Source organism: Devosia sp. Root635 (assembly GCF_001427605.1).
Classification (GTDB): domain Bacteria; phylum Pseudomonadota; class Alphaproteobacteria; order Rhizobiales; family Devosiaceae; genus Devosia.
Genome location: NZ_LMGZ01000022.1, coordinates 151,035 through 168,078, shown reverse-complemented (window position 1 = coordinate 168,078; position 17,044 = coordinate 151,035). Strand labels below are relative to the sequence as shown.

Annotated in this window: 18 protein-coding genes and 2 tRNA genes; 14 read left to right on the top strand and 6 right to left on the bottom strand. The window is 64.8% G+C overall.

Translation table 11 applies throughout. The features are described 5' to 3' along the window. Window positions 1-88: 88 nt before the first annotated feature. From ASD80_RS15950 to ASD80_RS15935, 4 genes are all read left to right on the top strand, one after another. Window positions 89-1,057: a Bug family tripartite tricarboxylate transporter substrate binding protein gene (locus ASD80_RS15950; protein WP_056234941.1), complete on the top strand. Its 969-nt coding sequence runs from the start codon at window positions 89-91 to the stop codon at window positions 1,055-1,057. Window positions 1,058-1,157: 100 nt separating this feature from the next. Continuing rightward, the gene (locus tag ASD80_RS15945; RefSeq protein WP_056234938.1) at window positions 1,158-1,673 is read left to right on the top strand and encodes a tripartite tricarboxylate transporter TctB family protein; all 516 of its coding nucleotides are present in this window, start codon (window positions 1,158-1,160) and stop codon (window positions 1,671-1,673) included. Between the two features lie 3 nt (window positions 1,674-1,676). Next, window positions 1,677-3,176, top strand: a complete 1,500-nt coding sequence (locus ASD80_RS15940) for a tripartite tricarboxylate transporter permease (RefSeq protein ID WP_056234935.1) — start codon at window positions 1,677-1,679, stop codon at window positions 3,174-3,176. Window positions 3,177-3,181: 5 nt separating this feature from the next. Beyond that, a complete protein-coding gene (locus ASD80_RS15935) occupies window positions 3,182-4,546 on the top strand; it encodes an adenylosuccinate lyase family protein (RefSeq protein ID WP_056234933.1) in 1,365 nt (454 codons plus the stop codon). Window positions 4,547-4,695: 149 nt separating this feature from the next. Here ASD80_RS15935 and ASD80_RS15930 read toward each other — a convergent pair. After that, a tRNA-Thr gene (locus ASD80_RS15930) sits at window positions 4,696-4,770 on the bottom strand. Window positions 4,771-4,958: 188 nt separating this feature from the next. On the opposite strand from ASD80_RS15930, the gene ASD80_RS19220 reads away from it, so the two are divergent. Both ASD80_RS19220 and murA read left to right on the top strand, forming a co-directional pair. Further along, complete coding sequence (locus ASD80_RS19220) at window positions 4,959-5,084, top strand: hypothetical protein (protein WP_274532323.1); 126 nt, start codon at window positions 4,959-4,961, stop codon at window positions 5,082-5,084. Window positions 5,085-5,214: 130 nt separating this feature from the next. Continuing rightward, the gene (gene murA / locus ASD80_RS15925; RefSeq protein ID WP_056234930.1) at window positions 5,215-6,504 is read left to right on the top strand and encodes a UDP-N-acetylglucosamine 1-carboxyvinyltransferase; all 1,290 of its coding nucleotides are present in this window, start codon (window positions 5,215-5,217) and stop codon (window positions 6,502-6,504) included. A 45-nt stretch (window positions 6,505-6,549) separates the two neighbouring features. On the opposite strand, the gene ASD80_RS15920 is transcribed toward murA, so the two are convergent. From ASD80_RS15920 to ASD80_RS15905, 4 genes are read right to left on the bottom strand one after another with little or no spacing between them, the layout of a single operon-like run. Continuing rightward, window positions 6,550-7,680, bottom strand: a complete 1,131-nt coding sequence (locus ASD80_RS15920) for an ABC transporter permease (RefSeq protein WP_056234927.1) — start codon at window positions 7,678-7,680, stop codon at window positions 6,550-6,552. Next, window positions 7,677-8,615: an ABC transporter ATP-binding protein gene (locus ASD80_RS15915; RefSeq protein WP_056234924.1), complete on the bottom strand. Its 939-nt coding sequence runs from the start codon at window positions 8,613-8,615 to the stop codon at window positions 7,677-7,679. The genes ASD80_RS15920 and ASD80_RS15915 overlap by 4 nt, the downstream gene beginning before the upstream one ends. Next, complete coding sequence (locus ASD80_RS15910) at window positions 8,612-9,550, bottom strand: HlyD family secretion protein (RefSeq protein ID WP_056234921.1); 939 nt, start codon at window positions 9,548-9,550, stop codon at window positions 8,612-8,614. The genes ASD80_RS15915 and ASD80_RS15910 overlap by 4 nt, the downstream gene beginning before the upstream one ends. Next, window positions 9,547-10,191, bottom strand: a complete 645-nt coding sequence (locus ASD80_RS15905; RefSeq protein WP_056234918.1) for a TetR/AcrR family transcriptional regulator — start codon at window positions 10,189-10,191, stop codon at window positions 9,547-9,549. Before ASD80_RS15905 ends, ASD80_RS15910 begins: the two co-directional genes overlap by 4 nt. Before the next feature lie 340 nt (window positions 10,192-10,531). Between ASD80_RS15905 and ASD80_RS15900 the strand changes: the two genes are divergently transcribed. The 8 genes from ASD80_RS15900 to ASD80_RS15860 all read left to right on the top strand — a co-directional run bounded on the left by ASD80_RS15900 (window position 10,532) and on the right by ASD80_RS15860 (window position 15,616). After that, window positions 10,532-10,966 carry a DUF2948 family protein gene (locus ASD80_RS15900; RefSeq protein ID WP_056234915.1) on the top strand — a complete coding sequence of 145 codons (435 nt, stop codon included), beginning with the start codon at window positions 10,532-10,534 and terminating at the stop codon, window positions 10,964-10,966. Between the two features lie 9 nt (window positions 10,967-10,975). Next, window positions 10,976-12,268, top strand: a complete 1,293-nt coding sequence (gene hisD, locus ASD80_RS15895) for a histidinol dehydrogenase (RefSeq protein WP_056234911.1) — start codon at window positions 10,976-10,978, stop codon at window positions 12,266-12,268. An 8-nt stretch (window positions 12,269-12,276) separates the two neighbouring features. Next, window positions 12,277-13,236: a UPF0262 family protein gene (locus ASD80_RS19250; protein WP_082555355.1), complete on the top strand. Its 960-nt coding sequence runs from the start codon at window positions 12,277-12,279 to the stop codon at window positions 13,234-13,236. A 74-nt stretch (window positions 13,237-13,310) separates the two neighbouring features. Continuing rightward, on the top strand, window positions 13,311-13,529 hold the full coding sequence (gene infA, locus ASD80_RS15885) for a translation initiation factor IF-1 (RefSeq protein ID WP_035082742.1): 219 nt from the start codon (window positions 13,311-13,313) through the stop codon (window positions 13,527-13,529). 10 nt (window positions 13,530-13,539) lie between these two features. Next, window positions 13,540-14,178, top strand: a complete 639-nt coding sequence (locus ASD80_RS15880; RefSeq protein ID WP_056234908.1) for a Maf-like protein — start codon at window positions 13,540-13,542, stop codon at window positions 14,176-14,178. After that, window positions 14,178-14,375, top strand: a complete 198-nt coding sequence (gene yacG / locus ASD80_RS15875; protein ID WP_056234906.1) for a DNA gyrase inhibitor YacG — start codon at window positions 14,178-14,180, stop codon at window positions 14,373-14,375. The genes ASD80_RS15880 and yacG overlap by 1 nt, the downstream gene beginning before the upstream one ends. A 286-nt stretch (window positions 14,376-14,661) precedes the next feature. Then, window positions 14,662-14,737, top strand: a tRNA-Phe gene (locus tag ASD80_RS15870). A 576-nt stretch (window positions 14,738-15,313) separates the two neighbouring features. After that, the gene (locus ASD80_RS15860; RefSeq protein ID WP_156460505.1) at window positions 15,314-15,616 is read left to right on the top strand and encodes a hypothetical protein; all 303 of its coding nucleotides are present in this window, start codon (window positions 15,314-15,316) and stop codon (window positions 15,614-15,616) included. A gap of 5 nt (window positions 15,617-15,621) precedes the next feature. Here ASD80_RS15860 and ASD80_RS15855 read toward each other — a convergent pair whose 3' ends face one another. Beyond that, complete coding sequence (locus tag ASD80_RS15855) at window positions 15,622-16,854, bottom strand: tyrosine-type recombinase/integrase (RefSeq protein WP_056234898.1); 1,233 nt, start codon at window positions 16,852-16,854, stop codon at window positions 15,622-15,624. Window positions 16,855-17,044 lie beyond the last annotated feature (190 nt).

Here is a 17,044-nt window from a genome sequence, read left to right as displayed (position 1 = left end):
GATTGGAATGGATGGTCCCCCAGTTTTCGCTGCCCTGCCCGGAGGCAGGATTGCTAAGGGTGGCTGGATTACCAAGGGAGGAAAATCAATGTTTCGCTTGCACTCCGCGCTCGGCACCGCGCTGGCTGTCCTGATGCTCAGCCAGCCGGCAATGGCGGCCGAATGGCCGACCGGCACGGTCACCATCATCGTCCCCTACACGCCGGGCAACATCACCGACATCGCCGCCCGCATCGTCGCCCAGAAACTCTCCGAGAGCACCGGGCAATCCTTCATCGTCGAGAACAAGCCGGGCGCGAGCACGCAGATCGGCACCGCCGAGGTGGCACGGGCCGAACCGGACGGGCGCACCCTGCTGATCACCGGGGCGGGCTTCGCCACCAATCCGGCGCTGTTCGCCGAGCTGCCCTATGATACCGACAAGGATCTGGTGCCGGTGGGCCTGGTCGTTTCCAACCCGCTCGTGCTGGTGACGGCGGCCGACAAGCCATATCCCGACTTCGCCGCCCTGGTGGACTTCGCCAAGGCCAATCCCGGCCAGCTCACCATGGCGTCGGGCGGCAATGGCACGCTGTCGCATATGGCCGAAGCGCTGACCGCGCTCGTCACCGGCACCGAACTCATCCACGTCCCCTACAAGGGCGGCAGCGCCGCGGCCACCGATACACTGTCGGGCCACGTGGATTCGATGTGGGACAATCCCAGCTCGGCCATGCCGCAGATCGAGGCCGGCCGCATTCGCCCGTTGGCCGTGTCGAGCGCCCATCGCAGCGACGCCTTCCCCGACGTGCCCACGGTGGGTGAACTCGGTCACGGCAATTTCGAGGTGATCAACTGGTTCGCCATGTTCGCGCCGGGTGAGACCGACCCCGAACTGCTCGACACCATTCACGACCAGGTGCAGGCGGCGCTTGAGCTGCCCGACGTCCAGGAACGCTTCGCCAAGGATGGCGTCACCGCCGGCGGTCCCTCGCGGTCCGACTTCACCGCCTTCGTGGCGGCTGAAACCGCCAAGTGGGGCGAGATCATCCGCGCCAACGGCATCCACGCCGACTGATCCTGCCCCGCGCGAGGCGGATGGGATTGCCCGTCTGCCTCGCCCGTTTCGCGCCGGCCTCCGCCGGTGAGCCAATGTCCCCTCTGGAAGGCCATCCGCTATGTCCGGTAGAGCAGAATACAAGCCAGGTGGCAGCGCATTCGCCCATGAAATCCTGCATCGCAAGGACTTCTGGTCGGCGGTGCTCTACGTCACGCTCGGCCTCGGCACGATCATCGCTTCGCTGGGCTACGAGTTTGGCGGTCCATCCAATATGGGGCCGGGCTTCTTTCCCATCGTTCTCGGCGCCATGCTGGCCCTTATCGGGTGCATCATCGCTGTCCGCGTCTTCACCACCGCCGACGGAAATCCGGATTTGCGGCTGGGATTCATCAACTGGAAGGCGCTGGCGCTGGTCTCCGGTTCGACCGTGCTGTTCGGCTTGCTGCTGCCCTATGCCGGGGTGCTGATCGCCCTTCCCGTATTGATGCTGGTGGGGGCGGCGGCCAGCCGCCATTTCCGGATCGAGCTGCGTGCCGTCGTCGGCATGCTGGTCCTCAGTGTGGCCTGTACGCTGGTCTTCGTCGTGGGGCTCGGCGTGCCGATGCCCCTGCTCGGCTCGCTGTTCGGAGGCTGACCCATGGACATTTTCGCCAACCTCCTGATCGGCCTGCAGACGGCCGGCAGCCTCACCAATCTGTTTTATTGCTTCGTCGGGGTATTCCTCGGCACGGCCATCGGTGTGCTGCCCGGCCTGGGGCCGACCGCAACCATCGCCATCCTGCTGCCGATCACCTTCACCATGGGGCCGGAAAACGCCCTGATCATGCTGGCCGGCATCTACTATGGCGCCCAATATGGCGGCTCGACCACGGCCATCCTGGTCAACCTGCCGGGCGAACCCTCCTCGGTCGTCACCGCGATCGATGGCTATCAGATGGCGCGCAAGGGCCGTGCGGGCGTGGCGCTGTCGACCGCCGCCATAAGTTCCTTCGTCGCCGGCACCATCGCCACGCTGCTCATCGCACTGTTTGCGCCCATCCTGGGCGAGGTGGCGCTGAAATTCGGCCCGGCCGAGTATTTTTCGCTGCTGAGCCTCGGTCTGGTGGCGGCGCTCGTGCTCGCCCATGGCTCGCTGCTGCAGGCCTTCGGCACCGTCATCGTCGGTCTGCTGCTCGGCCTGATCGGGCCGGATGTGAATTCGGGCGTGCAGCGCTTCACCTTCGGCATAACCGGAATGCAGGACGGCATCAGCTTCGTCATCGTCGCCATGGGCGTCTTCGGCCTCGGAGAAATCGTCGCCAATCTCGGTGACGAGAGCGGACGCTCGGTATCCGGCACGATCAGCAAGATGCTGCCCAGCCGCGAGGATGTCCGCCGCATGGCGGCGCCGGTGATGCGGGGCACGGCCTTGGGCTCGCTGCTCGGCATTCTGCCCGGCGGCGGGGCGATGCTGGCCTCCTTTGCTTCCTATACGGTCGAAAAGAAACTGTCGAAAAGGCCCGATGAATTCGGCAAGGGCGCCATCGAGGGCGTGGCCGGTCCCGAGGCGGCAAACAATGCTGGCGCGCAAACCGCCTTTATCCCCATGCTCACCCTGGGCGTGCCGTCCAACTCCATCATGGCGCTGATCATCGGCGCGATGATCATCCAGGGCATCCAGCCCGGACCATCGGTGATGATCGAGCAGCCGGCGCTGTTCTGGGGCGTGATCGTGTCGATGTGGATCGGCAACCTGATGCTGCTGGTGCTCAACCTGCCGATGATCGGACTATGGGTGCGCATGATCGGCATTCCCTATCATTTCCTGTTCCCCGCCATCCTGGTGTTCTGCGCCATCGGTGCCTTCAGCCTGAGCAATTCGACCTTCGACGTCTTCCTGCTCGCTCTCTTCGGGGTGGTTGGCTACGTGCTGCGCAAACTCGATTGCGAGCCGGCCCCGCTGCTGCTGGGTTTCATTCTCGGTCCGATGATGGAGGAAAACCTGCGCCGGGCCCTGATGATCAACCGGGGTGATGCCACCGTGCTGTTCACGCGGCCGATCAGTTGCGCGCTGCTGATGGGCGCCGTCGCCCTGCTCGTCATGGTGCTGTTGCCCAGCATCCGGGCCAAGCGCGACGTGGCGTTCCAGGAAGAGTAAATGCCATGAGCCTCGCATCGACTGCTCCCGGCCTGTTGACCCAGACCACCGGCTACCGGCGCGCGTCCAGCATCTTTGGCGAAGCCGGAACGATCGACGCCTATCTGTGCGTCGAGGCTGCCCTGGCCGAGGTGGAGGGCGAACTCGGGGTGATCCCGCGGGAGGCGGTCGCGCCCATCGTTGCGGCCTGCCGCCGCGAGAACCTCGACCTCGATGCGCTGCGCGAAGCCGCCGCCATCGTCGGCTATCCGATCGTGCCGCTGGTCGCCATGCTGGCCGGACGGGCAGGCGAGAGCGGGCAATGGGTGCATTTCGGCACCACCACGCAGGATGTCATGGACACCGCCCAGGTGCTACAATTGCGCGAGGTTCTGACCATCACGCTGGCCGATACGGCCCGGATCGAACGCCTGCTGGCCAAGCTGTGCGATCTGCACCGGCGAACCCCGATGGTGGGACGCTCCAAGCTGCAGCACGGCGTGCCGATCTCGTTCGGCTACAAGATCGCGGTCTGGCTCGACCAGATATTCCGGACGCGCATCGGTCTCACCCGCGCCCTGGAGGAGGCGTCGGTGCTGCAATTCGGCGGGGCGGTGGGAACGCTGGCGTCATTGCGGGCCGACGGCATGGCGGTGCGCCGCCGGCTGGCCGAGCGGCTGTCCCTGGTGGAGCCCGACATTTCCTGGCATGCCAGCCGCGACCGGATGGTTGCCCTGGCCGGCGCCGTTGCGGCGCTGCTGGCCGCATTGGCCAAGGTTGCGGTCGATGTGGCCCATCTCATGTCCACGGAAGTAGGAGAAGTCCGTGAGCCCGCCGCGGCGGGGCGCGGCAGTTCCTCGACCATGCCGCAGAAGCGCAATCCAGTGATCTGCGAGGCGATCATCGAAGCCGCGCGCAGCGTCCAGCATGTGCCTGGCGTGCTGTTCGGCACAATGCTTCAGGAGCATGAGCGCGGCATCGGGCATGGCTATCGCGAGCGTGCCGCGCTCAGCGACGCCGTCCAGCATTTGTCCGGCGCCGTATCGCTTGCCGAGGAAATGCTGGCGGGGCTGGAGGTCGATGCAGGACGCATGGATCAAAACCTGAAGCTGACCAACGGACTGATCCATACCGAGGCGATGATGATCCATCTGTCGGACCGGATCGGCCGCATCGAGGCGCATCGCGTGCTCCACGAAGTGTCGCACCGGGTCAGCCAGACCGGCACGGACCTTGGCACCGCCTTCCGGGAGGTCGCGGGAGCCGAGCTGCCGGACCGGGTCCTGGACTTCCACTCCCAGGTGGAAGCGGCCCAGCAGATGATCGACCGCGTACTCGAAACGGTTTCCTTCCGCGGACCGAAGGCCGAACCCGCCCTGGCTCTGGACTAACCACGGCCACAGGCCTGCAATGGGTCGCCGCCGCGCCGGCATGGCGTGCAATGTCGCGCGCTCCGCAAAATCCTTCTTCGGTGGTATGGAGATCGCGCAGGGCCGCAGGCGGTCGCACCGGGCGGCCTGGCTGTGATTTTCTGCGAAAATGGTGCTGCCGGACAGGATTGAACTGTCGGCCTCCCCCTTACCAAGGGGGTGCTCTACCACTGAGCTACGGCAGCATCGGGGTCGCGGCGGCGCGACTGGCATGGCGCCGCGGGGCAAGCAAGCCCGGCGCGACGGGGGCTCCTTTGCCATAGGCCCAACCTCGACGCAAGGCTAAAAAACGCCTATCAACCGACGCGAGGGCAATGCGATTCCCCGTGACACCATGAGCAAATCCGAACAAGCGGCCTTGCGTGAGCAAAGATTGGCCGCAAAGCTGCGTGAGAACCTCAAGCGCCGCAAGGGGCAGGCCAAGGCGCGCGCCGATTCGGAGCGCCAGGCGCCCGATCCCCAACAGGGCCCCGGAACCGATACGGTCAATAAACCGTAAACCAGTTTCGGGCGACTATCGAATTGTCTAGCACCGAGTGCGGCGAGTCTGGCTTACGTGGCAACTAGGACTTGGCCTGGCTCCTTCCCCAGGTAGAAGGGCGGCGACGCCCGCCATATAGGACAAGACTATGGACCGTATCCGTTTGATCGGCGGCAACGAACTCAATGGCGAAATCCCGATTTCGGGCGCCAAGAATGCTGCCCTGCCGCTGATGATCGCCTCCCTGCTGTCGGACGAGCCGCTGGTGCTGCAGAATGTGCCGCGCCTGGCCGACGTCAAGCAACTCGAACGCATCCTCGAAAATCACGGCGTCGATATCGCCGTGCATGGCCGCCGCCGTGGCGAGGAAGGGGAAGGCCAGCGCATGACCTTCCACGCCGCCGATATCGTCGACACCACCGCGCCCTATGATCTCGTCTCCAAGATGCGCGCCAGCTTCTGGGTCATCGGGCCGCTGCTGGCCCGCTGCCACGAGGCCCGCGTTTCGCTACCCGGCGGCTGCGCCATCGGCACAAGGCCGGTCGACCTGTTCCTCTTCGGCCTCAAGGAACTGGGCGCCGAAATCGACATCGATGAAGGCTACGTCGTCGCCAAGGCGCCCAAGGGAGGCCTCGTCGGCGCCCATATCAAATTCCCCAAGGTCTCGGTGGGCGCCACCCACACTATCCTGATGGCCGCCACGCTCGCCCGCGGCACCACCGTCATCGACAATGCCGCCCAGGAACCCGAAATCACCAATGTCGCCGAATGCCTCGTCGCCATGGGTGCGAAAATCACCGGCATCGGCACGCGCACGCTGACCATCGAGGGTGTGGAGCGGCTGCATGGCGCCACCGTGGACGTGATCCCCGATCGCATCGAGACCGGCACTTTCGCCATGGCCGCGGCCATGACCGGGGGCAATGTTCTGCTCAAGGGCGCGCGCGCGGAACACCTGCAGGCGGCGCTGGATATCCTGGCCCGCACCGGCACCGCGCTCAGCGTCGAGCCCGAGGGGCTGCGCGTGCATCGCAATGGCAACGGCATCCAGCCGGTCGATGTCGAGACCGATCCGTTCCCCGGTTTTCCCACCGATCTGCAGGCCCAGTTCATGGCGCTGATGACCATGGCCTCGGGCACCAGCCAGATTCGCGAGACCATCTTTGAGAACCGCTACATGCACGTTGCCGAACTCGCCCGCTTTGGCGCCGATATCTCGGTCGACGGGCAATTGGCCACCGTGCGCGGCAAGGCCCAGCTCAAGGGTGCCCAGGTGATGGCGACCGACCTGCGCGCCTCTGTATCGCTGGTCATTGCCGGCCTCGCCGCCAGGGGCGAAACCATCGTCAACCGCATCTATCACCTCGACCGCGGCTTCGAGCGGCTGGAAGACAAGCTCGGCCGCTGCGGCGCCGAGATCGAGCGCATCGCGGGCTGAACGCACCGTACTGCCCTCGGGCCTGACCCGAGGGCAGATCCCAACTTAATCCAGCGTCTGCCGGTAACGCAGCATCGCGACCACCGAAATCACGATCAGGATCGCGACGAGCGCCCACATCTCGCCGGCGACGTCCCCGATATCGCCGCCCTTGAGCATCACCGTGCGCACCACGCGCAGGAAATGCGTGGCCGGCACGGCGCTGCCGATGATCTGGGCCCAGCCCGGCATGGCGGCAAATGGGAACAGGAAGCCCGACAGCAGCACCGAGGGCAGGATGGTGAACATCGACAATTGCATGGCCTGCATCTGCGAGCGGGCCGCGGCCGAGATGAGGAAGCCCAGCGCCAGATTGACCACGATGAAGAGGTTGAAGCCGACAAAGAAGGCCCACCACGAGCCTTCGAACGGCACGCCGAACAGGGTGAGGCCAGCCAGCAGGAACACGACGGTCTGCACGTAACCCACGAAGACATAGGGCACGATCTTGCCCAGCATCACTTCGAGCGGCCGCACCGGCGTCGCGATCAGCATCTCCATGGTGCCGCGCTCGGTTTCCTTGACGATGGCGACCGCGGTCATCATCACCAGGGTCATCGAGAGGATGATGGCCAGCAGCCCCGGCACGATATTGGTCGAAGTGCTCCCCTCCGGGTTGTAGAGCTTGTGCACCGCCACCTCGAAGGGCGGCGGCGATGGCGCCAGCCGGGCCAGCGGCCCGGAAAAGATCTCGGCCATGGCCCGGCTCACAATGCCGTTCAGCGCCCCGACCGCCCCGCCGACGGCGGACGGGTCCGAGGCATCGGCCGTCACGAGCAGCGTCGGCTTGAGCCCGCGCACGATATCGCGTTCGAAATCGCGCGGAAACACCACCACGAATGACGCGCTGCCGTCGCGCAGCGCCTGTTCCCCGCTGTCCACACCGGCCGCCGTCCCCTGGATGTCGAAATATTCCGAGATCTGCATGCCCGAAATGATGGAGCGGACCAGGGGGCCACTATCGTTGAGCTCGATCAGCGTCGGCAGGTGCCGCGCATCGGAATTGATGATGTAGCCGAACAACAGCAACTGGGCGATGGGCAGGCCGATCATCATGCCGAAAGTGATGCGGTCGCGGCGCATCTGGATAAATTCCTTGGCCAGCACGGCGAATAAGCGCGCGAATGAGAATTTCATGCCGCATCGCGGGCGAAATTGTCCCGCGCTCCCGCCATCAGGTAGATAAAGGCTTCTTCCAGCTCCGACTTCTTTTCCGCCCATTCATGAGTGCCGCGCGCCCGGTAGCGCTCGACCACGCTTTCCAGCCTGGCCCGGTCCGTGCCCGATACGTGCAGCACCGCGCCGAACCGCGCCACCTGCTCGACACCATCTTCCTTCTGCAACTCGGCTTCGAGCTTGGAAATGTCGGGCCCCGAAACGCGATAGGTCACCAGCCCCACCATGGCCGGAATTTCGGCCGACGGCCCGTCGATCAGCTTCCTGCCGTAAGCGATATAGGTGATGAAATCGCACTGGATGGCTTCATCCATGTAGTGGGTGGAAACCAGCACCGTGACGCCCCTGGCCGACAGGCGCCGGATTTCGTCCCAGAAATCGCGGCGCGCCTTGGGGTCGACGCCGGCGGTCGGCTCGTCGAGCAGCAGCAGGTCCGGCTCGTGCAACAGGCACGCCGCCAGCGCCAGCCGCTGCTTCCAGCCGCCTGAAAGCGAACCCGCGAGCTGCTTCTGCCGGTCGGCCAGTCCCAGGTCGTCGAGTGCCGCATCGACCCGCTGCCGCCGCCGGTCGAGGCGGTACATGCGGGCCACGAAGTCGAGGTTTTCGCGGATGGAGAGATCTTCGTAGTAGGAGAATTTCTGGGTCATGTAGCCAACCCGTTCCTTGATCCGGGCGGCGTCGCGCCGCACGTCGAACCCCAGGCATGTGCCTTCCCCCTCGTCGGGCGTCAGCAGCCCACAGATCATGCGGATCGTCGTGGTCTTGCCCGACCCATTGGGGCCGAGGAAGCCATAGATTGCCCCACGCGGCACCGCGATGTCGAAATGGTCGACCACCGTCTTGTCGCCGAACCGCTTGGTCAGCCCGCGCACGTCGATGACCGGAGCGTCGGTCATGGCGTCACCGTCACCGGTTGCCCCGGCCGCAATGTGCCGGGGGTGTCGAGCCTGGCTTCGACCATATAGACCAGTCGGTCGCGCTCCTCGCGCGAATAGATCACCGGCGGCGTCATCTGCGGCTCGCTGGCCAGGTAGGTTACCGTCGCCGTCGTCGCCGCGCAGCCATCGCAGCCGACGCGCACCGCCTGGCCCACCGCCAGCGCCGAGCGTTCTACTTCCGGCACGAAGAACCGGGCCTTGAGCGCCCCCTCGGGCAGGATGGAGGCGACGGGCGCACCCGCGACGGCGATCTCTCCCATGGTATAAAACAGCCGATCCACCACGCCGCCCACCGGAGCGACGGTCTGCCGGTCCTTGAGGTCCAGCGCGGCCCGGTCGGCATCGGCCACCGCGGCGGCAAGGTTCGCCTCCGCCGCCACCTGCTGGGCGTCGCGCGCCGGCAGTTCGGCCACGTTGACCTGCGCCGTCAGTTGCGCCACCTGCGCTTCGGCCGCCGCGAGCGCCGCCCGATCCTGTTCCACCCGCACCGAAGCGACCGTGCCCGCGGCCAGCAGCTTTTCGCTGCGGGACAGGTTGGATTGCGCCAGCACCAGGTCGGCCCGCGCCTTGCTGAGATTGGCGCGGATGACGTCGATTTCCTCGACGCGGCTGCCGGTTTCGAGGTTTTCCAGCGTGGCCCGCGCCGCTTCGACCCGCGCCTGCGCCGCCGTCAGCAGCGCCTGTTGCTGGGCGTCATCGAGCACGAACAGCACGTCGCCAGCGCCAATCGCCTGCCCCTCGGCCACGGCAATGCCGGCGATCCGCCCGGCGCTGACCGGCGCGGCATAGACATAATCGGCTTCGAGATAACCGGCATAGCCTGCCGGCTCGCTGGCCCCGCCCGGCAGCAGCGACATGACGGCCGCGATCACTCCGGCAAAGAATTCGTTCATGGCCGCGCCTCCTGCGGATCGGCGCAGATGCCGCGAAACAGGATGTCGATATGGTTTTCCACCAGCCGTTCCATGGCCAGCCCGTCGATCGGCCTGATGTCGAAGATTTCGCTGAGCGCGATATGAGCGATGATCGGCCCCACCACGGAGCGGATGGTGAGTTCGGGGTCCACCGGCCGCAGGTAACCCTGCGCAATGCCGCGGGCGATCAGCCCCGTCAGCACCGGCACCACCTTGTCGAGCACGTTGCGCCGGTACATTTCGGCGATGGCGGGAAAGTTCATCACCTCGCGCAGGATCAGCTTGGGTATGGCGATGGTGTCCGCCTGCGTCAGCACCCCGCACAGCATGTGCAGCAGCCGGGTGATCGGCACCCGCGGATCGCCCTCGAACTGGGCCATGTCAGGCGCCGCGCGATCGGCAATCGGCGACACGGCGCGCTGCACGATGCCTTCCAGCAACGCCTCCTTGGAGGGGAAATAGAGATAGACCGTGCCTTTGGACACGCCTGCCTGCCGGGCGATGTCGTCGACCTTGGCGGCGGCGAAACCCTTGGCCACGAACACCGACAGCGCCGCATCCAGCACCTCGTCTGGCCGCGCCTCGGCCCGGCGTCGAAATTTCTTGGTGGTCTCGGTCATGGTCAGTCTCCAGTGACGAAGATAATAACTGACTGGTCAGTTATTTACAAGAGAGTCTTTTGGGGAAGGGGCATGGCGTTGGGAAACCGGCGCCATCTCCGCACCCACGGAGCGGCACCTCCCCCTTGACGGGGGAGGCTGGGAGGGGGTGGCGGTTGGTCCGTATATCGGGGCCAAACACCCCGCCACCCTTGATCCCTCCCACCGGCTTTCCACAACCCGCATTGCCCAGGCGCCCTCAAACTTGTAGATCGGGTTCGGCATGACCAGATAGGATCGTTTCATGCCACCAGCGTTGGTCGGTTCCGGCCGACGCGACAGAAAAACGGGGCCGCCGCCTATGACCGACCTCAAGCTGCTTGCGCTTGATACCGAAGACCTCGAAGTCATTTCTGCCCATGCGCAGGACGCCGTTTTGCGCGTCGCCGACATGGGCTATGCGCGCGGCGACCGCCGCTTTGCGCTGCTGATGAACCGCTTCGATTGGGAATCGGGCAAGGGCCGCCGCGACAAGGGGCTGCGCAAGCGTGCGGCCCTGCATTTCGACGCGGTGCAGTCCGTCGTCACCAATGGCTTCGACCCCGCCGCGCCCGAGGGCGTGCTGGAACTGCTGGCCATCACCTTCAAGCCCATCGACGGACCCGCCGGCATCGTCGAGCTCAGCTTTGCCGGCGGCGGCACGGTTCGGCTGGGCGTCGAATGCCTCGAAGCACGCCTGTCCGATCTCGGCGCCGTCTGGGCCGCCTCGGCCAAGCCTGCCCACGCGCTGGACTAAGGACCTCTGATGCCCATTCGCCTCGACAGCGCCGACGCCGATTTCGAGATGCGTTTCCAGCAATTGCTGGACGGCAAGCACGAGTCCAGCCAGGACGTCAGCAACATCGTCGCCGGCATCATTGCCGATATGCGCCAGCGCGGCGATGCGGCGCTCGTGGAACTGACAAACCGCTTCGACCGCACCCATTTCACGGCAGCCGACCTGCGCATTTCCGAAGTCGAGATCGACAAGGCCGCCGCCCGCGTCACCTCGGAGGTCCGCGCGGCTTTGCAGACCGCGCACGACCGCATCCGGGCGCATCACGAAAAGCAGAAGCCCGCCGATCACATCTATACCGACCCCCTGGGCGTCACCCTGGGCACCCGCTGGACCCCGGTCGATGCCGTGGGCATCTATGTGCCCGGCGGCCTCGCCAACTATCCCTCCTCGGTGCTGATGAATGCGGTGCCAGCCAAGGTGGCCGGCGTCGAGCGTATCGCCATGGTGGTGCCCACGCCCGGCGGGCAGATCGCCGCCCCCATCCTGCTCGCCGCCAAGATTGCCGGCGTCACCGAGATTTACCGCGTCGGCGGCGCCCAGGCCGTTGCGGCCCTGGCCTATGGTACATCAACCATTGCCCCGGTCGACAAGATCGTCGGCCCCGGCAACGCCTTCGTCGCCACAGCCAAGCGCCAGGTCTTCGGCAAGGTCGGCATCGACATGATCGCCGGCCCCTCCGAAGTGCTGGTCATTGCCGATGGCTCGGCCAACCCGGCCTGGGTGGCCGCCGATCTCATCGCCCAGGCCGAGCATGGGGCAGGGGCCCGCTCCATTCTCGTCACCACCGAAAAGGGGCTGGCCGACACGGTTGCCGCCGAGGTGGACCGGCAGATCGACATGCTGCCCAACCCGGCCAATGCCCGCGAGGGCTGGGATGTCCACAGCGCCATCATCACCGTTTTCTCCCTCACCGAAGCCGTCGCCCTTGCCAACCGCATCGCCTCCGAACATGTCGAACTGGCGCTCGACGACCCCCAGTCCATCCTGCCCTCGATCCGCCATGCCGGCGCGATCTTCCTCGGCCACCATACGCCCGAGGCCATTGGCGACTATGTCGGCGGCTCCAACCATGTGCTGCCCACCGCGGGCACGGCGCGCTTTGCCTCCGGCCTCGGCGTGCTCGATTTCATGAAGCGCACCTCCATCCTGGGCTGCGATCCGACCACGCTGTCCGCCCTCAGCGAGGCAGCGGTCACCCTGGCAGAGGTCGAAGGCCTCGACGGCCACGGACGCTCGGTCTCCATAAGGCTCAACCGTTGAGCATTTCGATGGAAAGCCAGGCGAAGCCCACCAATACGGATCGCCTGGTCACCGTGACGCTGGACCCCAATACCATCACCTCGATCAATCCAGACGAAGTGCATGAATGGCGCATCGCCATCTACGACCTGCTGGAAGACAATTCCTTCCGCCCCGCCCGCGTCACGGCCAAGGGGCCCTTCGCGCTGCATATGTCGATCATTGGCAATTCCATCGTGCTCGACGTGCGCCACCCCGAGACCTTCCAGCCCATCGCCGCCCACTATCTGTCGCTGACCCCGTTCCGTCGGCTGATCCGCGACTATTTCCGCATCCGGGACGCCTATTACGAAGCCATCCGTTCGGCCCAGCCGTTCCAGATCGAAACCGTCGATATGGCGCGCCGCGGCATGCACAACGAGGCGGCCGAACTGCTGCGCACGCGCCTCGACAACAAGATCATCGTCGATCTCAACACCGCCCGACGCCTTTTCACCCTCATCTGCGCCGTGCAGCCCTACGCCTCCAGGATCGACGAGGCGACGAGCAAATTGCCCTCGGTGCTCTTCGTCTGCTCGATGAATTCGGTACGCTCGCCCATCGCCGCTGCTTTGGCCCGCCAGGCCTTTCCCGGCCGCATCATCGCCCGGTCGGTGGGCGTCGATGGCGGCAAGGCCGACCAGTTCGTGCATGAGGTGATGGAAGAGATCGGCATTGATATGAGCGTGCATACGCCCCATATCCTGGATGAACTGGTTGCCAACCACTTCGATCTGGTCATCACCCTTTCCGAAGACGCGCCTGAAGCGGTAACCCGCAAGGGCCTGGAAGCCGGCGCGGTTGAACATTGGAAGACGCCCGATCCATCCCTGGTGGAGGGCAGTCGCGAACTGGTGCTCAATGCCTATCGCGAATTGCGCGACAGCCTGCGCAAGCGCGTGCGCGAGCGGCTTGAACCTCTGGTTTCCGGTGGTTCACAAATCCGTTGAATTGAAGTAGGTAATGGCCACTTTCCGACCCGTGGCCGGCAAGCAATGCCCCTATGGGTCCATCAGGAGACAGTATGGCGAAGGAAGAAGTGCTCGAATTTCCGGGCGTGGTGACTGAATTGCTCCCCAATGCGACGTTCCGCGTCAAGTTGGAGAACGAGCATGAAATCATCGCCCACACCGCTGGCCGCATGCGCAAGAACCGCATCCGCGTGCTGGCTGGCGACAAGGTCCTGTGCGAAATGACGCCCTACGACCTCACCAAGGGCCGTATCACCTATCGTTTCAAGTAAAGGCCGAGAGATGGCCAGCCGTCCGGACCTGATCCTGGCCTCCGCCTCGCCGCGCCGGCTCGCTTTGCTCAACCAGATCGGCATCGAGCCCGAGCATCTGGTGCCGGCCCATGTCGACGAAACGCCCGAAAAGGGCGAATTGCCGCGCAAGCTCGCCATCCGCCTGGCCGACCTCAAGGCATTGACGGCCCAGCACAAGGCCCGTTCCGCCGGCTTCGGCCAGGGCGCGCTGGTGCTCGCCGCCGATACCGTGGTCGCCGTCGGTCGCCGCATCCTGCCCAAGGCCGAGACCATGGAAGAGGCCACCGAGTGCCTTCGCCTGCTGTCGGGCCGCGCCCATCGCGTCTATACCGCGCTGACCGTGCTCACGCCCTCCGGCGCCAAGCGCCAGCGCCTGGTCGAAACCCGCCTGCGCTTCAAGCGCCTCTCCACCCGCGAAATGGAATCCTATCTTGCCAGCGCCGAATGGCGCGACAAGGCCGGCGGCTATGCCATCCAGGGCATTGCCGGCGCTTTCATCGTCAAGCTGTCCGGCTCCTATACCGCCGTGGTCGGCCTGCCGCTGATGGAAACCGCCCAGCTCCTCGCCGGCGAGGGCTACCCGGTCCATTTCAACTGGCTCAACCAGTCCACCCTGTCAGGCGTCTGATGCCCACGGCAAAAAAATGCCCGATCTGCGGCAAGCCCCCGGTGGAAGCGTTCAGGCCCTTCTGCTCCAAGCGCTGCGCCGATGTCGACCTCAACCGCTGGCTCACCGGCGGCTACGCCATCCCGGCAAGAGAAGATGAGCCGGTGCCCGAAGGCGATGACGCCGTGCCCGACTACAATGAAGACGACAATATCTAGGCCGTCCGAGGCTGGCCGCCGGGCTTTGATCCGAGGGGGCGCTCTCGCGGTGGCACAAGCGGCGAATGGTCCTCGGGTCAGGCCCGAGGAAAGCGCGGGCAGGGCGCAGGAGAGTGCCGCGGCGGGCTCGCCCGGCCCGGCCGGGCGGCATATCGCGCCTCCCGGCACGGGGAGTCGCGCCATCGCGCCAAACTCCTTTTCCACATACCCTTTTCCCGCTTGCGCGGCCAAAACCCATCCCCTATAAGGCCGATGGCTTGCAGCCGAGGCGGACTTTCCGCCCATTGCCCGGGTAGCTCAGTTGGTAGAGCAGCGGATTGAAAATCCGCGTGTCACTGGTTCGATTCCGGTCCCGGGCACCATCAAATTCCTGAATGATTTCAGCAGTTTGGCCGATCCAAGGATCGGCCTTTTTGCTTTTCATGTGCCGTCCATGTGTCACGCGCAATTCCGAGCAAATCCGGGCCTTTCCTTGTGGCCACGGAAATTCCATGGCACATGAGATGGCACATGGAGCGGCGCGATGGGCACGATTTGCGAAGGGGAGTAGTCCGCAATGCCGAGGCGTGACATCATCGCCGATGTCGCGAGTATTTAAGGGGGGCAAGGCAGTACATGGCCAAACGTCCGGCAGGCGATAATGAAAAGCGTGGTCTCCGTGTGGGGCCGAGTAGTGGTGAGACGCCGGCTGGGGCGTCGACTACGAGCCAGTCTGTCGGAACGGATAGTTTGGGCCGCAAGTATGACTATACCCTAGTGGCGTTGGCAGTGTCGTTCTGTCTGTTCGACGTCGCATTCGTGGAGCGCTTGACGGGAGTTATAGGCATCTCGGTCGTGGGGATGCAGTGGTTCATCCTAATCGTCCTGACCGGAACCTGGGGACTCCAAAGCAGGATCAACCATGGGTTGAAGGTATTTCCAAAGCTGTGGGGTGAAAAGTGAGCATCCTGGCATCATCCGGAATGGCGCTGCTTGTTGGTCTGTTCGCGGCCGCAGGGATAAGTGTTTGGAATCGCCGTTTCCTTGGCCCCTTGTTTCTGAACGTTATGCTCCTTGCGGCAACAGGGTACTCGTTCCTTGTCGTGGCGGCCGCGGTCCTTATCTTCAGATCCTCGCTTGCCGACATCATTTCAGAATACGGTCAAGGCCCCTTCGCGTGGCTATTGTTGTTTGGCGGCATGTCTTCGTTGCTGTCATTGCTCGGTTACATCGCTCGCAACCGCACCAAGGGCGGCCATTAACCACATTAGCCCAGCAGCGCCGCGGCCGCTGCGCTCATCTCGCTGCCATCGTCCAGGCGCTCGAACAGGTGGCTATAGGTGTTCATCGTGATGACGATGGACGAGTGCCCCAGGCGCTCCTGAACCTCTTTCGGGGATAGTCCGAGACCGCCTGCCTTCACCGAGTTGATCAGCCAACTCGCGTTGAAGTGCCGCAAGGCGTGCATGCCCGTATACTTCGCGGCCAGCACCGGCTTCCCATCCTCGTCGATCTCTGCAGTCTCAACCGTCACGCCGGCGCGCATCTGCGTCGGAACCAGTCCGCGGTTGATGATGTTGCCCAGGCTCTCGACTTTCCCCTGACCATTGGGAAACACCAGATCGAGCACCTTCACCGGCTCGCCATTGGCGTCCCGCTTGCCGGTATCCTTCTTCGGGCACACCAAACGCCATTCCCTCAAAACATTGACCAGGGGCGCCGGCAACGGCACCACGCGGTCCCCGGCTTCCGACTTCGGTCGGCCGATCGCATTGTATCGGTCGGCCCGCTGTCGCACGTGCGCCTGCCCCTTGGCGAAATCGACATCGGCCCACGCCAGGCCGCGCAACTCGCTGGCCCGCATCCCGGTGAAGATCGCCGTCATGAGCAGCGGGCGCCAGTGGCCACGCAGAGCCCCCAGGATGGCCTTCACCTCGTCTGGGGTGGGTATGTCCGTCCCGACCCGCAACTTGCCCCTGGCGCGCTTCTCTGCGCGCGCATCGGCGCCATTCCCCAGCCCCCTCATGTCCCGCACCACGTTCCGCACTGCGTGGCCGCGCTTTTGCGCGTTTGCGATGATGCTGCCGAGGCTGACCATCACCTTCTTGATCATAGCGGTGGATCGGCCGGCGTCATGCAGTTCGTCCTCGAACTTGCTCAGCAGCACGGGTGTCAGGGCAGGGAGCTTCACATGCCCAATGGCAGGGTTGATGTGCAGATCCAGGTGCTGGCGGTATTGAGCGATCGTCGCCTGCTCCCGGCCGGCGCGCTGCTTGGCCTTGATCCAATCCTCGCCCGCCTGCTGGACGGTTATGCTGTCCCCTGCGGCGATGTGGACTCCGTCGGCGACTTCCGTCGCGGCGCGTTTCTCGAAGGCCATGGCATCGCGCTTCAGCTTGAATTGCTTCCGTTGCCGGTTGCCATTGCCGTCCACATAGTCGGCTACCCACCCGTGGTGCTCGACACCTTTTGTGGTCCATGTGCGAGGGCGGACGCTCATTTTGGCGACCTCCGTCCCCGGGGCTTGCGTTCTTCTGCTGTACTTCGTGAGCTACGAAAACTGGCGTCCCACATCGCGCCCATACCTACCCGCTCCGGCCGGGCGCCGCCTTGATCCAGGCTCAAAAGCCACTCATCGAGACGAATGCGGAGATACCTGGCTCCCCGTTTCGACGAAGTGATCACGATTG

Excerpts from the sequence above, each read along its gene's own strand:
- ASD80_RS15910 (WP_056234921.1), bottom strand. The coding sequence starts at position 9,550 with ATGAACGAATTCTTTGCCGGAGTGATCGCGGCCGTCATGTCGCTGCTG.
- ASD80_RS15915 (WP_056234924.1), bottom strand. The coding sequence starts at position 8,615 with ATGACCGACGCTCCGGTCATCGACGTGCGCGGGCTGACCAAGCGGTTC.
- ASD80_RS15940 (WP_056234935.1), top strand. The coding sequence starts at position 1,677 with ATGGACATTTTCGCCAACCTCCTGATCGGCCTGCAGACGGCCGGCAGC.
- ASD80_RS15905 (WP_056234918.1), bottom strand. The coding sequence starts at position 10,191 with ATGACCGAGACCACCAAGAAATTTCGACGCCGGGCCGAGGCGCGGCCA.
- ASD80_RS15920 (WP_056234927.1), bottom strand. The coding sequence starts at position 7,680 with ATGAAATTCTCATTCGCGCGCTTATTCGCCGTGCTGGCCAAGGAATTT.
- murA (WP_056234930.1), top strand. The coding sequence starts at position 5,215 with ATGGACCGTATCCGTTTGATCGGCGGCAACGAACTCAATGGCGAAATC.
- ASD80_RS15900 (WP_056234915.1), top strand. The coding sequence starts at position 10,532 with ATGACCGACCTCAAGCTGCTTGCGCTTGATACCGAAGACCTCGAAGTC.
- infA (WP_035082742.1), top strand. The coding sequence starts at position 13,311 with ATGGCGAAGGAAGAAGTGCTCGAATTTCCGGGCGTGGTGACTGAATTG.
- ASD80_RS15880 (WP_056234908.1), top strand. The coding sequence starts at position 13,540 with ATGGCCAGCCGTCCGGACCTGATCCTGGCCTCCGCCTCGCCGCGCCGG.
- ASD80_RS15855 (WP_056234898.1), bottom strand. The coding sequence starts at position 16,854 with ATGAGCGTCCGCCCTCGCACATGGACCACAAAAGGTGTCGAGCACCAC.
- ASD80_RS19250 (WP_082555355.1), top strand. The coding sequence starts at position 12,277 with ATGGAAAGCCAGGCGAAGCCCACCAATACGGATCGCCTGGTCACCGTG.
- ASD80_RS15935 (WP_056234933.1), top strand. The coding sequence starts at position 3,182 with ATGAGCCTCGCATCGACTGCTCCCGGCCTGTTGACCCAGACCACCGGC.
- ASD80_RS15945 (WP_056234938.1), top strand. The coding sequence starts at position 1,158 with ATGTCCGGTAGAGCAGAATACAAGCCAGGTGGCAGCGCATTCGCCCAT.
- hisD (WP_056234911.1), top strand. The coding sequence starts at position 10,976 with ATGCCCATTCGCCTCGACAGCGCCGACGCCGATTTCGAGATGCGTTTC.
- ASD80_RS15950 (WP_056234941.1), top strand. The coding sequence starts at position 89 with ATGTTTCGCTTGCACTCCGCGCTCGGCACCGCGCTGGCTGTCCTGATG.
- yacG (WP_056234906.1), top strand. The coding sequence starts at position 14,178 with ATGCCCACGGCAAAAAAATGCCCGATCTGCGGCAAGCCCCCGGTGGAA.